The sequence below is a fragment of the Arthrobacter sp. NyZ413 genome, assembly GCF_049390645.1.
GTDB lineage: Bacteria > Actinomycetota > Actinomycetes > Actinomycetales > Micrococcaceae > Arthrobacter.
In genome coordinates, this window is sequence record NZ_CP155434.1 from 2,145,012 (window position 1) to 2,159,717 (window position 14,706).

The following is a 14,706-nucleotide window of genomic DNA, read 5'->3' on the forward strand; positions in this document are numbered from 1 at the left end:
ATTCCTCCGTCGCTATTGGGTCTTTCCCAGCCCGGCTTCCGCTACGAGCTCGGTAAGCCACGGCCGGTGCTCACGGTGGAATACTATTCCCTCGGGCAATCCCTGCACTGTCGGTTCGGACCCGGTGATGTCGATGGTCATTCGGCCGCCTGCCATCGGGGCGTTGGTGATGTGGAGGTCCCCGTAGGACTCCGGCAGGACCGGATCCATCCAGAATCCGCCGCGGGACACGTGCGCGTCGTACCTCATGAGGCTTGTCACCAGCATGATCGGGGTGGTCGCGGCCCAGGCCTGCGGCGAACACGCCGTGGGATACGGCACGGGCTCGGCGAGTTGCCCACGGTCGAATCCGCAAAAGAGCTCCGGCAAGCGGCCATTGGAGTAGTCGGCAGCCTCCAGGAGGGCCGTGGCGATCCTCTGTGCTTCTTCGATGTAGCCGTAGCGGACGAGTCCTGCCGCGATGATGGCGTTGTCGTGCGGCCATACGGATCCGTTGTGGTAGCTGGCAGGATTGTACGCTCCCATGTTGCTGGCCAGGGTGCGGACGCCCCATCCGCTGAACATCTCGGGCGACATGAGGCGTTCCACTACCTGGGGGACTTTGTCGTCGTCGATGATGCCGTGCCACAAGCATTGCCCCATGTTGGAAGCGCATGCGTCGATGGGCCGTTTCTTGCCGTCGAGGGCGACGGCGAAGTAGCCGCGGTCAGGAATCCAGAATTGTTCGTTGAACCGCTTCTTGAGCTGCGCAGCCTCCTCGGTGAGCCGGGCTGCCAGAGGCGCGTCACCGGCGTCGTACGCCATCCACGCGCGCGAAAGCAACGCCGTGTACACCAGCGCCTGCACCTCGCACAGGGCGATCGGCGGCTCCGCGAGCGTCCCGTCGGCAAAATTGATGCCGTCCCACGAGTCTTTCCAGCCTTGGTTGATAAGCCCTTGATCGTTGAGGCGCGCGTACTCGACGAAACCGTCGCCGTCCTTGTCGCCGTATGTCCGGACCCAGTCCAACGCCCGGTCGGCGTGCGGCAGCAGCGCGGCGATTGTGTCCTTGGCGAAACCCCAACGGCTCACCGATCCGAGCGTCATCACAAATTGCGGAGTGGCGTCGACGCTCCCGTAATAGACGGATTTGCCGCCCAAGGCCAATCCGGTGGACACGCCAAGCCTGACCTCGTGCAGGATCTTTCCGGGTTCCTCTTCGCTCATCGGATCCACGACTTTCCCTTGGCGTTCGGCCAAAGTCTGCAGTGTTCCGAGGGCCAGGGAAGGATCCACGGGGAGGGCCATTTCCGAAGCCCACAGGGAGTCGCGTCCGAACAGCGTCATGAACCACGGCGCCCCGGCCGCCACCACAATCCGCTCCGGGTGGGCCGGATCCTCGATGCGGAGCGCGCCCAGGTCATCGTAGCTTCGGCGCAAAGTCCGTTCGATCGATCTGTTGCCCATGTGCAGCTTGGGGATCTTGGCGACCCATTCCTGGCGGCGCCGGTCGCTCGGCGACAATTCGCCCGCGGTCTGCGCCGCGAACCGGCCTTCGGGTTCCGCCTTGTCCGCGGTGAACGGCGCCACACGGAGCATCGTGCTCCACTCGCCGTGCGGCGGAACAAGGACCTGGTAGCTGAGGCCATCATGCCCGACGGCGGCAGCACCTCCCGTAACCACGATTCCCTTGCGCACGTCATGCCACGCAGCGCTGATAGTGAGCGAGTCCGCATCCGCGACGCGCGATTCCTTCCAGCGCCGCTGGACGCGTGCCTCCTTTACTTCGAAGAGGTCCGCGAAATCAGACTCCGCGCCGATGGCAACCGTGCATTCCGCCGGGGCAGTGGAATAGTTCCTGACGGTGATCTCTTCAACGATGCCCCCGCCGACCTCCCGGAGCCGCTCCACGATCAGGTGGCTGTCCGCATACCCCTCGGAACGCGGGACACGGCCGATGAACAACGCCCGGTAGGGTTCCTTGGTCTCAGCGGTCAACGCTTCGAGGCGTTGGCCGTTGACCGTGAGGTCCCAGCGGGAAAGGATGCGTGTGTCTTCGTGGAAGACCCCGTGCGGTTGCTCCGGATGGATGTCTCCGTTCGCCGAGGAAATGCAGAAGGACGAGCCCTCCACCAACGTGATCGTGCCGGCTCCTACTGGTCCCGCGGCCGTGTCCGCGTTCCATCCAGCCATCCCTGCTCCTTCAACGATGAGGACCGGGGCGGCGCCGAAACCGTGCCGAAGGACGTTCGCCGCCGCACTCTGCTGGATAGACGCTACGCCTGCGCACCCTTCGACGAAAGGTGCGCAGGCTCGCTGTCAGGGCTCGAGGAGGACCTTGATGGCACGCCGTTCATCCATGGCGCGGTAGGCCTCAGGCGCTTCCTCGAGCGGCATCACCGAGTCGAAAACCCGGCCCGGATTGATCTTGCCGTCGAGCACATCGGCCAGGAGCTCCGGGATGTAGGTGCGGGCCGGCGCCATCCCGCCCGACACGGAGATGTTGGTGTCGAACAAGTAGCGCGGCGGAATCTCGGCTCCACCCGTCGGAACGCCCACGAAACCCAAAGCGCCGCCCGGACGCACGCTGTGCAGGGCTTGTTCCATGGATTCCTTGGTCCCGACGCATTCGAGGACCGAATCGGCAAGGACGCCGCCCAGGAGTTCACGCACCTTTGCCACGCCGGCTTCGCCGCGCTCCTCGACGATGTCGGTGGCCCCGAACTCGCGGGCGATGGCCTGGCGATCGGCATGCCGGGACATCGCGATCACGCGCTCGGCGCCGAGCCGCTTTGCTGCCAGCACTCCACAAAGTCCCACGGCGCCGTCGCCAACCACGACGACGGTCCGGCCGGGACCGGCTTTCGCGGCCAGGGCGGCGTGGTGTCCGGTGGCCATTACATCGGACAGCGTCAACAGGCTGGCACGCAGGGCATCCTCCGGTTCCGTGACGCCGGGAACCTTGACCAGCGTGGAATCGGCCAAGGGGACCCGGACGGCTTGGCCTTGGCCGCCGTCGATCGCGTGCCCGGTGTCATCCTTGCTGCCCCATCCCGCCAAATGGTCGCACGCCACGGTGACGCCGTTGAGGCACTGCGGACACTCGCCGCAACTCACCACGAACGGCGCGATTACGAAGTCCCCGACAGCCAGGCCCGTGACGTCCTCGCCGACGCTTTCGACCGTCCCGATGAACTCGTGTCCGATCGCAGTCGGTCTCCGAACTTCCCGCACGCCCCGGTATGGCCAGAGGTCAGAACCGCACACGCAGGCGGCCGCGACTTTGACCACCGCGTCCGTGGGAAGCTGGACGGTCGGGTAGTCGCGTTCTTCAACGCGGATGTCGCCGGGGCCGTGGATGATGGTGGCGCGCATAGTGTCTCCTCACGTGGTGGTAGCTGGGCTGGGTCGAGTCTAGTCCTGGTGCAGCTGGATGAAGTTTCCGCAGCCGTCATCGAAAACGGCAGTGACGCCCATCGGCCCTTCCGCCGGGTCAGCTTGGAATTTCACGCCCGCGGACACGAGGCGGTCGTACTCAGCGCGCACATCCGGCACGCCGAAAACGATGGCCGGCAGGCCGGCGTCGTACACGGCGTTCATGTAGTCGGAGCCGATCGGATTGTCGCTGGGTTCCAGGAGGAGGCCCACGGCGCCTTCGCCGGCTCCGGGGTCCTTGATGATGAACAAGTTGTATTCGGGCATTGCCATGAGGGTGTCAAAGCCCAGGGTCTCCGTGTAGAACGTGTGGGCTGCTGCGGGGTCTTGGACGTGGATGCTGCACATTTTCAGTCTCATCCCCCTAAGCTACCGGCACTCGGACGCAGATGCAGCGGCTCCCTACATAAGCCACTGCACGGAGACATTCATTGACAGCAGCGCATTCGTCAAAGGCGCAAGTACAGCCTTGTCTGCTTCCATGCGGCGAAGCGTCTCAAGGAATTCATCCATTTGGGCGGTAGTGAATCCGCCCTCCCGAAGCTGCCGGATCACCAGGTCCTCGTTTTGCTTACGGGTGTTGCTGAACCTCGGATTGACTTCCAACGGCAACGTTTCCGAATTCACGGCGTAATGCCACCCCTCGTTCCCCCACGCGCACGGGCCACCGTACGCCAAAAACATTCTCGCATGGCAAATGCTACTATCCCCGGGAGTCCATGAACGGGCAAGGAACCGGGGGGTGCTGCGATTACCTGTACCGGCAGCATCTCCCGCAGCTCCGGAAACCGGAGTTTCCTTAAGGCGTAACAAATCGGTCACCCGCATTGCCAGGGCGCATCGTCGCCCTCCACGAAAGGAAACCCATGTCCACCTGGCTCATTACCGGATGCTCCACAGGCCTCGGCCGGGCGCTCGCCCGGACGGTCCTCGCCCAGGGCCACAACGCAGTCATAACCGCCCGCGACGAAAACACGCTGCAGGACCTCGCGGCTGAATATCCCGAAACTGCGCTCGCGGCCTCCCTCGACGTCACTGACCGCGGACAGATCAGCGACGTCGTCGAACGTGCCCAAGGGCGCTTCGGCGGTATCGACGTCCTCGTGAACAACGCCGGTTACGGCTACCGCGCTGCGGTTGAGGAAGCCGCCGACGCCGACATCCGGCTCCTGTTCGACACGAACTTTTTCGGCGCGGTGGACATGATCAAGGCGGTCCTTCCGGACATGAGGTCGAAGCGTTCGGGTGCGATCCTCAACATTTCCTCGATCGGGGCCCGGATTTCGCCGGCAGGATCCGGGTACTACTCCGCGACGAAGGCAGCACTCGAAGGCTTGTCGGGATCCCTCAACAAAGAGCTTCGACCGCTCGGCATCACGGTGACCGCGATCGAACCGGGAGCGTTCCGCACGGACTTTGCCGGGCGCTCGCTCACCCAGTCGGCAACAGCGATTGACGACTACGCGGAAACCGCCGGCAAGCGCCGCAAGGAGAACGACACGGTCCACGGCACCCAGCCGGGAGATCCGATGAAGGCAGCCGCGGCGATGCTGTCCGTGGTCGAAAGTCCAAATCCGCCGTCGCTCCTGGTTCTCGGCCAGGACGCTTTCGATGCTTTTGCCGCAGTGGCGGATGCGCAGCGGGACGAGCTGGACCAATGGCGTGAAACAAGCCTCGGTACGGGCCTTGACGCCTGACCGGAATACCCGACTGGAACCCGCAAGGAGAGACCAATGGAATATACGCGCCTCGGGAAATCAGGCCTGAAAGTCAGCCGAATAACACTCGGCTGCATGAGCTTCGGAGACACAAGCCGCGGCTTCAATGAATGGGCGCTCGGCGACGAGGAAGCAGAGCCGCTTTTCCGGCAAGCCGTTGAGCTCGGAATTACGTTCTGGGACACCGCAAATGTCTACGGATACGGTACGTCCGAAGAAATCGTCGGGCGCGCCATCAAGAAATACACTGGTCGCGAGGACGTCGTCCTCGCGACCAAGGTCAATTTCAAGATGCATGAGGGACCCGGTGGCTCAGGACTGTCCCGCAAGGCGATCATGGAACAAATCGACGCTTCCCTGGGCCGCCTCGGCACAGACTATGTGGACTTGTACCAGATCCACCGCTTCGACCCGGAAGTACCGGTCGAAGAAACCATGGAAGCCCTCCACGACGTCGTGAAGTCCGGCAAGGCCCGGTACATCGGGGCGTCCTCGATGTGGGCGTGGCAGTTCGCGAAAATGCAGCACGCCGCCGATCTTCATGGCTGGACCAGGTTCATTTCGATGCAGAACCAGTACAGCCTGGTCCAGCGGGAGGAAGAACGCGAAATGTTCCCCCTCCTTGCCGATCAGGGCGTCGGGAGCATCCCGTGGAGCCCGCTCGCCAAAGGAAGGCTCACCAGGCCGTGGGGCGAACACACCAAGCGCGCCGATACCGATCCTGTCCAGCGTCGCTTCTTCGGTGATGAAGACCAACCGATCGTCGCCGCCGTGCAGCAGCTCGCGCAGGAGCTGGAAGTGCCGATGGCGCAGCTCGCCCTGGCGTGGGTGCTGCGGAATCCGAACGTTTCAGCGCCCATCGTCGGGGCGACAAAGAGCCACCACCTTGCCGACGCGGCGGCCGCATTGGACATCAAGCTGACGGACGAGCAGGCGGAGTTCCTCGAAAAGCCTTACAGGCTGCGTTTGCCCACGGGGTACTGACCCGATTGCCAATAGCATTGGCCCATGACGGATAAGTTCAGCAATGGATGAGTCTTCGGCTTCTGCCGAACCGGCGCACGAAACGGCCCGGGATCCGGGCCGTGTGCATTGGATGGAGCTGTTATTCGACCTCGTCTTCGTGGCTTTCGTCGGCCAGCTTGCCCGGGGGATCCACGGCAACCCGGGATGGTCCGAATTCGGCACGTACGTCTTGCTCTTCTTCCCGGCGTGGTGGGCCTGGGTGAATATTGCGTCCGTCGTCAACCTCCTGCCACGGCTGTCGTCGCGGGCACTCGGAGTGGCGATGCTTGCGGCCATGGCGTCTGCCGGCGTCATGGCCGCGGCCGCGCCTGCCGCTTTCGGGGAGCGGGCGTGGGCGTTTTCACTCGCGAATGTCGCCATGCGGATTGTCCTCTTGGTTCTTTGGCTCCATCAGCATCGGGAGCACTCGGACGAGGCCCCTTGGCGGATTTGGATCTACAACTGCGGAACTGCTGCCCTTTGGCTGGTGGCGTCATTCCTTCCGTTTCAGGCCGCGGTGGTTTTGTGGGCGGCAGCCATCGTCATCGAAGCGGGCATGGCATTCCTCGGCGGACGCCTTTGGCCCGAGCGGGGTATCAGCGGGATCAACATCGAGCACGCGTCTGAACGGCTTGGCCTGTTCGTCGTCATAGTCCTCGGCGAGAGTGTCTTCACCATAGTCACCGAGGCGTCCGATGACTGGGGCGCCTCCGCGGGATTGGTGGCCGCACTCGGCTTCCTGATCGTAGCGATCCTCGGCTGGGCATTTTTCCAGTACGGAACGGGCGCCATGACGGCGGGGCTTGAGCGATTGCAGGCGCGGGCCGACTTCGCCGGAATTCTCCAGACCACGCTTTTCCTGCCGTTCCTCCTGGTCATAGGGGTAACGGCCATCGCCGGTGCCATCGCCACCGCCATCCCGGACCCCTTCGGGCACCTTCCGCTGGGCTCGGGAATTTCGCTCGGTGGCGGGATCGCTCTTTTCTACGGATGCAACGCGATCGTCACGGTGCGCTACGGCCGTTCGCCGCGGTCCGTGCTGCCGTGGGCGCTGCCTTCCGTTGTCCTCGCCGTCACCCTCATTCCGGTGAGTACCGTGGTGTCCGGGACAGTGCTCCTGGCCATGGCCGTATTCCTCTTGCTCGCCGTCACCGGATACGTGGAACTGCAGAGGCGGCGGCACAGGCGTTGTGCCTCGGTGCCGCCGCCTCTCATGCCCCTGGGCTAGCCGTTGATGATTTGTGGTGTGCCGAGGTGTTTGAGGCCTTCGGTGCCGAATTCGAGGCCGTAGCCGGATTGTTTGGCGCCGCCGAAGGGGATGCGGGGGTCCACGGCGCCGTGTTTGTTGATCCACACGGTCCCGGCCTGCAGCCGGGCGGCGACGTGGCGGGCTTCTTCGGGGTTCGGGGACCAGACGGAGGCCCCGAGCCCGACGTCGAGGGCGTTGGCCATTTCCACTGCGTCATCGACGGTGCTGTAGCGGATGATGGGCAGGGCGGGGCCGAATTGTTCCTCGGTCACGAGCGGGTTGGTGTTCTCGATGTCCGCGACGAGGGTGGCGGGGTAGAAGTTGCCGGGCTGGTCCGGGTCGGGGTTGCCGCCGGTGAGGATGCGGGCGCCGGCGTCGCGGGCGGCGTCCACGAGGCGGGTGACGATCTCGTATTGGGCGCGGTTCTGCAAGGGTCCGAGGACGTTGTTTTCGTCCAGGCCGATGCCCATGGGCATGGACCGGGCGACGGCGGTGAGCTCTTCACAGACGGCCTCGTACAGGGAGTCGGGGACGTAGAGGCGTTTGAGGGCGGCACAGGTTTGGCCGGTGTTGATGAACGCGCCCCAGAACAGGTCCTGCGCGATCGCTTTGGGGTCGGCGTCGGGCAGGATGATGCCGGCGTCGTTGCCTCCGAGTTCCAGGGTGAGGCGTTTGACGGTGTCCGCGGAGGAGCGGATGATCGCCTTGCCGGTGGCGGTGGAGCCGGTGAACATGATTTTCCCGACCCCCGGGTGGGTGGCGAGGGCTTCGCCGACGTCCCGGCCGCCGGAGACCACGGTGAGCAGCCCCTCGGGGAGTTCCTCGTTGAGGACCTTGACAAGGGCGAGGACGGACAGGGGCGTGTGTTCGGAGGGTTTGACCACCACGGTGTTGCCCATGCGCAGGGCGGGGCCGATCTGCCAGACGGTGATCATCATGGGCCAGTTCCAGGGCCCGATCGCGCCGACCACCCCGATCGGCCGGTAGTGCAGCACGGCCCGGGTGGCGCCGTCGTCGACCACTGTCTCCGGTTCCAGGGGAGTGGTCGCGGCGGCGCGCAGCCACGCCGCGCACGCGCCGACTTCGAAGCGGGCGTTCGGGCCGTTCAGCGGCTTGCCTTGCTCGCGGGAGAGCAGCCGGGCGAGTTCCTCGGCGGAGCGTTCGACGGCGTCGGCGGCCTTGAGCAGCGCCGCGGACCGGGCCTCGTGCCCGGCCGCAGCCCAGGCCGGCTGCGCCGCAGCCGCGGCCGCGACCGCGGCATCCAGGTCCGCAACGGTGTGCACCGGTGCCTGGCCCACCGGCTCACCGGTCGCCGGATCAAAAATCGTGCGGGTTTCGCCTGTGGCGGGTGTGATGGAAGAGAGAAGGGCGTCGTAGGTTTCCAAGGTTCTTACTCCACTCTGAGTTGGTTGAATCTGTCGGCCGGTATGGCCTCGGATGGCGGTTCTAGGTAGCGGGTGACAGCATCATGAGGATCACAGCATCATCAGGAGCATGGCCCCGAGGGCTCCTGCGGAGGAAAGCACTTCGATCGGCTCGCACTGGCGCGGTTTAGCGGGCGTGTTGCCGCTGGGCAGGACCTGCCGGGCGACCATGAAGATCGAGTACGCGATGACCGCCCCCGCCAGGGCGAGGGCCAGGCCCGGATTCACTCCGCCCATCGCGGCGTGGGAATGGGCTTGGTGCAGCGTACTGTTTGGCGCGGCGGTGAGGCTGGTGACGAGGATGGCGAACATGGCCAGGATCGAAAGGGAACGGTGCCTTTCCATGTCGCCGCGACGCGCCTTGGGCAGGAGCACCAGTGGAAGCGGGGAGGCTACGAGCAGGAGCAGCCCCCACACAACGCCGGGAAGGAGGCCGGGCCCGATGGTCGTGTCCGCCATGGCCACCAGCATGAGGGCCATGGGTCCCCACTGGCTGAAGTTCCGGATGGCTCCGGTGCGCATCGGTCCCCAGATACCCAGGGCACAGCAGCCCAGCATGACGGTGGTGAGAATGGTGTGCATTGATTCGCCGTTGATCGGGGCCGGAGCCGCTCAGTCTTCTTCTTCGCCGAGGTGCACGGCGTCTGGGGTCTCTTCGCCGTGGCCGATCTTCTTGTAGATCGCCGGTCGGCTTCGCCTCAGCCGCAGCGCCCAGGCAATCCCGGCCAGGCCGGGGACGATGATCGTGGCCGGCAGGATGAACGTCACCGCATTCGTCTGGTCCTGTCCCAGGAGAACGTTGAAGTTGACCAGGATCAGGACGAAGATCGCCGCGAGGAGCACGAAGCCCAATGCCGGGGCGATCATGCGGGTCCACATTCCGGCGTCGTGCCTGTTTTTGCGGAAGAATCCGATCACGGCCAGGGAGACGACGGTCATGAGGAGGACCAGGCCCATCGCGCCGTCGTTGGTCAGCCACGTGAACATGGTGAGCACCGGGTAGAGGTCGCCAAGGCTCGAACCGGTCCCGGCGATCGCGAAGCCGACGGTCACGATGACGGCGATGATCGTCTGGGCGAACGATCCCGCGTAGGGCGCACCGCTATGGTTCCTGACTGCGCCAAGCTTCCGGGGAAGGACCTGTTCCCGTCCCAGCGAGAAGAAATACCGTGCGGCCGCGTTGTGGAAGCTGACCAAAGCGGCGAAGAGGCTGGTGACGAAAAGCAGTCGTGCGAGGTCTGCAAGCAGGATGCCCGCGTGGTCGCCCAGGAACCCGAACATCAGGTCCGGTCCCTGCTTGGCCGAGGCGTCGACGACGGCGGACGGTCCGGTTCCGACGGCCATGGCCCACGATGAGACGGAGTAGAACAGAGCGATGATGGCCACCGCTGTGTACGTTGCCCGTGCCACGGTGTGCTTGGGATCCTTGCTTTCCTCGCCGTAGATCGCCGCGGATTCGAATCCCATGAACGCTGCGATTCCGAAGGAGAAGACCGCGCCGACGCCCGGAACGAAGAGGCTCTGCGGCGTCAGCGGTGCTCCGCTCACGCCTTCCGGTGCCACGACGAAGGACACGACGTCGTAGATGATGACTACCAGGAATTCCAGGCCTACGAGGATCCCGAGGACTTTCGCGGACAGGTCCACACGGTTCACGCCGAGGAACGCGACCACGGCGATGCACACCAGGACGGGAACCCACCACGGGACGGATATCCCAAAGCGTTCGTTGAGCAAGTTGGAGACAGTGAAGCCGAAGAGTCCGTAGATGCCCACTTGCATCAGGTTGTAGGCCATGAGCGCCACCATCGAGACGCCGACGCCGACCGGTCTTGATATTCCCTGGGATACGTAGGAATAGAAGGCTCCGGCGTTGACCACGTACCTGCTCATGGCGGCGTAGCCGACGGCGAAGATGGCGAGGGTCCCGCCTAGCAGGAGGAAGGACAGCGGCACGCCCGTGACGCCGGTGACGCCGAACGTCGTCGTCACCCCTCCCGCAAGAACGGTGAGCGGCGCGGAAGCGGCGATGATCATGAAGGTCACGGCCGGAACGCCCAGGCGGCGTCGATGGTGGTGCTGGTGTTGCGTTTCGATCGACTCCTTTCCTGCTGTCATGCTCATTTTTGGGCCTCCATGTGGCAATGGCCACCCTCTTCACGCTTCGCGGCAGGAACATCGAGGACCGGGCTGCGGTCGAAGAAGCCTTCGGGGCGGAGTTTGAAGCCGACTGTGTCCACGGGCATGATGGGCCAGTCTTCCGGGCGGGGGTAATGGGTCAATCCGAACGTGTGCCAGACGACGATGTCCTGGCCGTCGATGTCGCGGTCCGCGGCAATGTAGGACGGCAATCCGGCGCCGCCGGAATTCTGGTTGACGAAATCGCCGCTGGGGTAGCGTTCGTCCTCGTGGTGGCGGGTCACCCACAAGTCCTTCGTGGCGAAGGTGGCGCGCTTCGCGATGGACGATTCGGGATCTGCCAGCAACATGGGATGGCCTTGGCCGTGCAGCTTGTAGGCGACCGGCTCACCCAAGCGGTTGAGGGACTCCGGATTCGAAATGATCCACGCCCGTCCGGCTGCCATGTCCGATTCGCGGACGGCTTCGGATTCACGGGTCAGGACAGTACGACGGCGGGTGAAGGCGTTTCCACGCTCGTTGCCTTCTCCCATGGGAACCCTCACGGCGTCTTCTTCCTCGACCCTGTTGCACAGGCCGTCGACGGCGAAGTCGAGGCGTGCGCTGAAGAGGTGCTGGTGGAAGGGGGCGCCGAGGCCCGGAGCCAACTCCGAGGCGTAGGGGTATCCTTTGCCGGGGTGGGCGCTTGTGAAGACAACGCCGGTGGCCTTGGCTTCGAATTCGATGGTGCCGTCGAGGTACAAGTACCAGTAGAAGCCGTAATCGTAGTTGCCGATGGTGGTGAAGAAGCTGATGACAAGCCGGCGGTTGCGGCGGGTGTAGTTCACTCCGCTCCAGAAATCGCTGTGCTTGGCGAGGATGCTCCAGTCTTCCTCGTGCATGCAGATCCCGTTGCGGATTTCGCGCGGACGTCCGAAGGCGTCGCTCACCACGGGGCTGAGGTACGTGATTTCGCCGAGGCAATCGCAGCCGAGCTCCAGCGAGTTGGCGTACTGGCCAACGAGGTATTCGCCCGTGTCGAAGTAATTCTGCCACGAACGCACGGGTGAGGGGTCGCCGTACGGAACCACCATTTCGGCGATGGAAGCGCGCTTGAGGATACTGCGGCGGCGATCGCCGTCGTCGAACGCTATGTTGTGGAGCACCACGCCTTCGCGGACATCGAACCCGATGTCGAGGCTCCACTTCTCCCATTCCACGTGGTTGCCGTCCGTGAGCTCGAAGCTCGGACCCTCCGGCTGGGTGATGTGGATGGGCTTCTGCGTGGTGCGCAGCGGTCCCGTCAGTTCAGTATCGGTGAAGTTGCCGTGCTCGGCGGGAACCGGAACAGGCCCGAAGTCCAGGACTTGGTCGACTGTCTTGCTGACGACGTCGATGTACGCGACCAGGCCATCGACCGGGCGGGCCCATGCGCTGTCTTCGGGGAATTCCTGGACGAAGGCGAGTCCGCGCAGGATCCGGCGGCCCTTTTCCTCGGGGTACTCGAACACACCCGCAGAGAGGGGAGCGACCCTGACCTTGGTGACGTCGAGGTTCCTGTCGGCAAGCGCCTTGAGCCAGCGTTCGTCCTTGGCGAGGATTTCCTCGACGATTTCGAATTCCTCTTCGATGACGGGGAGTTCGCCGGTGACGGAGGTGTCGAGGTCGATCTTGGAAAGTACGGTTCCGTGCGTTACGGAGGCGACGACGTCCCTGGCTTCACCCGTGACCACGTCGTGGAGGAAGACCCGGAACCGCCGGTCCGCGACGTCGGCGTCACGTGCGGGATCAAGCAGGCCGAGGTAGGCGACCCTGGTGGATTCGGCGAAGAGTCCTGCCTCGGCGAGGATCGCGGTGACCGCCTCGACGTCGGCCGGGCTGGTCAGGGCGTAGGGCGACAGGGCGGCGCCATCAACCATTTCGGCGATTTCGGGTGAGGAAGTTGTGCTCATGGAAGGCCTTTGTGAGTGGCGGTTTATTTTCTATGTTTGTAGAGAATAACATCGTGTAACCTGAGTCACAACGGTTGTAGAAAAAAAGATTTGGGGAACGCGTGCCGAAGATTGTCGACCACGAGAAGCGTCGGCTTGAACTGGTCGAAGCCACGTGGCGGATCATTGCCACGAGGGGAATCGAGGGGGCCACCATGCGCGAAATCGCCATGGAGGCAGGCTTCGCGAACGGTGCGCTGAAGCCTTACTTCCCCACGAAGGACGATCTCCTGACGTTCGCCTTCGCCCACGTCTTCAACCAGACGAATGCCCGCATGTACAGTGCGACTTCCGGCCTCAGTGGGCTCGCGGCCTTGCGGAGCTACTGCCATGAGATCCTGCCACTGGACGCCGAGAGGCTCAACGAAGCCCGTATTGCGATCGCCTTCTGGCAGCGCGCTCTGACCGACCCCGCCAAGGCGGCCTTGCACGATTCCTCCATGGAGCAATGGCGGGAATCGCTTTTCGCGAGGCTTCGCGAGGCACGCGAGCTCGGCGAGCTAAAAGAAGGGCTCGACGACGACGACCTCGTCGGCGCGATCATGACGTTCGTGCTCGGCGCCCAGATCACGGCCACCTTGACGTCCGAACACCATTCGGCGGACCAGTTGCGGTCCCAGTTGGAGACCTATATCTCGCTCATATCCAATGACGTCGTGGCCGCCGAGGGGTAGCATCACCTGGCTGGCCTGCGCTGTCAGTTTGAAAGGGCGTGGGTTTCGGTGTGTTGTTCTGCCGGGGCTGCTGGTCCGGCAGTGCTGCGCCGGATGACGAGTTCGGGCGTGAAGGTGATGGCTTGGTGCTTGTGCCCGGCGTTGCCGAGGTCTGCCATGAGCAGTTGGATTGCCGAGCGGCCGATTGCTTCCGCGGGCTGCCTGATGGAGGAAAGCGGTACGACGGCGGATGCTGCGAAATCGATGTCGTCATACCCGATGAGGGCCACGTCTTCCGGGATGGCCAGGCCGTTCATCATGGTGATGGATTGCATCACTCCAAGGGCCAGGAGGTCGTTCGCGCAGAAGATTCCGTCGGGAAGATCGGCTTTGTCCCGGGCGGCGAGGCTGTCGCCGATGCGCCGGCCGGCCAGGACGGATTGCGCCCCGGAGTCGAGCACTTCGAGGGTTGCCCCGGGCGTGTCGTCAACGGCGCGACGGGCACCCGCCAGTCGGTCTGCGACCTGGGCGAGGTGCAGGGGTCCGCCGACGAAGGCCAGGTGCCGCCTTCCCAGGTCGAGGAGGTGTTGCGCGGCGAGGAAGCCTCCGGCGTCGTCATCGACCGAGACGGAACTGTAGCGTGATTCGTCCGCCCGGCGATCCACCAGGACTGTGGGTATGCCGCGTTCACGGAGGTTGTCGATGCGGTCGAGGACGTTACCGACGGGGGAGATGAGCAGTCCTTGCACGGCTTGCTCCTGGAACAGGTCGATATAGTGCGATTCGCGTGCGGAGTCCTGGCCGCTGTCGCCCAGCAGGACCGCGCTGCCGTGCGCTTCGGCTGCGTCTTCGGCGGCCCGGGCGATGGCTGTGAAGAAGGGGTTGCCGACGTCGAGCACCACGACGCCGATGGTGCGGCTGTGCCCCGCGCGCAGTTGGCGGGCGGCGTCGTTGCGCACGAAGCCGAGTTCATCGATGGCCTGGAGCACCTTGTTCTTCGTGCGTTGGGAGACCCGGTCCGGGTTGTTCAGGACATTGGAGACCGTACCGACGGCGACTTCCGCCAGGTTGGCCACATCCTTGATGCTGACCGAGCGCTGCATCCGCTTTCCTGCTTTCTGCTTTTCAGTCCCT

The 14,706-nt window shown here is 64.3% G+C and carries 13 protein-coding genes; 4 read left to right on the top strand and 9 right to left on the bottom strand.

Translation table 11 applies throughout. From position 1 onward, the window contains the following. Positions 1-12 precede the first annotated feature (12 nt). From ABCW42_RS10020 to ABCW42_RS10035, 4 genes are all read right to left on the bottom strand, one after another. Entirely contained in the window at positions 13-2,172 is a 2,160-nt protein-coding gene (locus ABCW42_RS10020) for a glycogen debranching N-terminal domain-containing protein (RefSeq protein ID WP_423184695.1), read from the bottom strand. A 126-nt stretch (positions 2,173-2,298) separates the two neighbouring features. After that, positions 2,299-3,354 carry a zinc-dependent alcohol dehydrogenase family protein gene (locus tag ABCW42_RS10025; protein ID WP_423184696.1) on the bottom strand — a complete coding sequence of 352 codons (1,056 nt, stop codon included), beginning with the start codon at positions 3,352-3,354 and terminating at the stop codon, positions 2,299-2,301. A gap of 39 nt (positions 3,355-3,393) precedes the next feature. Continuing rightward, complete coding sequence (locus tag ABCW42_RS10030) at positions 3,394-3,774, bottom strand: VOC family protein (RefSeq protein ID WP_423184697.1); 381 nt, start codon at positions 3,772-3,774, stop codon at positions 3,394-3,396. A gap of 42 nt (positions 3,775-3,816) precedes the next feature. Next, on the bottom strand, positions 3,817-4,041 hold the full coding sequence (locus ABCW42_RS10035) for a hypothetical protein (RefSeq protein WP_423184698.1): 225 nt from the start codon (positions 4,039-4,041) through the stop codon (positions 3,817-3,819). Between the two features lie 239 nt (positions 4,042-4,280). Between ABCW42_RS10035 and ABCW42_RS10040 the strand changes: the two genes are divergently transcribed. Genes ABCW42_RS10040 through ABCW42_RS10050 form a run of 3 tightly spaced genes read left to right on the top strand, consistent with a single transcriptional unit; the run spans position 4,281 to position 7,365 of the window. Next, the gene (locus ABCW42_RS10040) at positions 4,281-5,111 is read left to right on the top strand and encodes an oxidoreductase (RefSeq protein ID WP_423184699.1); all 831 of its coding nucleotides are present in this window, start codon (positions 4,281-4,283) and stop codon (positions 5,109-5,111) included. A gap of 36 nt (positions 5,112-5,147) precedes the next feature. Continuing rightward, on the top strand, positions 5,148-6,116 hold the full coding sequence (locus tag ABCW42_RS10045) for an aldo/keto reductase (protein ID WP_423184700.1): 969 nt from the start codon (positions 5,148-5,150) through the stop codon (positions 6,114-6,116). Between the two features lie 43 nt (positions 6,117-6,159). After that, the gene (locus tag ABCW42_RS10050; RefSeq protein WP_423184701.1) at positions 6,160-7,365 is read left to right on the top strand and encodes a low temperature requirement protein A; all 1,206 of its coding nucleotides are present in this window, start codon (positions 6,160-6,162) and stop codon (positions 7,363-7,365) included. Here ABCW42_RS10050 and ABCW42_RS10055 read toward each other — a convergent pair. From ABCW42_RS10055 to ABCW42_RS10070, 4 genes are all read right to left on the bottom strand, one after another. Beyond that, a complete protein-coding gene (locus tag ABCW42_RS10055; protein ID WP_423184702.1) occupies positions 7,362-8,771 on the bottom strand; it encodes an aldehyde dehydrogenase family protein in 1,410 nt (469 codons plus the stop codon). The two genes, ABCW42_RS10050 and ABCW42_RS10055, sit on opposite strands and share 4 nt — an antisense overlap. A 90-nt stretch (positions 8,772-8,861) precedes the next feature. Then, positions 8,862-9,392: a hypothetical protein gene (locus tag ABCW42_RS10060; RefSeq protein WP_423184703.1), complete on the bottom strand. Its 531-nt coding sequence runs from the start codon at positions 9,390-9,392 to the stop codon at positions 8,862-8,864. 30 nt (positions 9,393-9,422) lie between these two features. Then, positions 9,423-10,928: an APC family permease gene (locus tag ABCW42_RS10065; protein WP_423184853.1), complete on the bottom strand. Its 1,506-nt coding sequence runs from the start codon at positions 10,926-10,928 to the stop codon at positions 9,423-9,425. Positions 10,929-10,930: 2 nt separating this feature from the next. Next, positions 10,931-12,847 (bottom strand): primary-amine oxidase, encoded by a 1,917-nt coding sequence (locus ABCW42_RS10070; RefSeq protein ID WP_423184854.1) that lies wholly within the window; start codon positions 12,845-12,847, stop codon positions 10,931-10,933. A gap of 134 nt (positions 12,848-12,981) precedes the next feature. Between ABCW42_RS10070 and ABCW42_RS10075 the strand changes: the two genes are divergently transcribed. Continuing rightward, positions 12,982-13,593: a TetR/AcrR family transcriptional regulator gene (locus tag ABCW42_RS10075; RefSeq protein ID WP_423184704.1), complete on the top strand. Its 612-nt coding sequence runs from the start codon at positions 12,982-12,984 to the stop codon at positions 13,591-13,593. Positions 13,594-13,616: 23 nt separating this feature from the next. Here ABCW42_RS10075 and ABCW42_RS10080 read toward each other — a convergent pair whose 3' ends face one another. Continuing rightward, a complete protein-coding gene (locus tag ABCW42_RS10080) occupies positions 13,617-14,675 on the bottom strand; it encodes a LacI family DNA-binding transcriptional regulator (protein WP_423184855.1) in 1,059 nt (352 codons plus the stop codon). Positions 14,676-14,706: the final 31 nt, after the last annotated feature.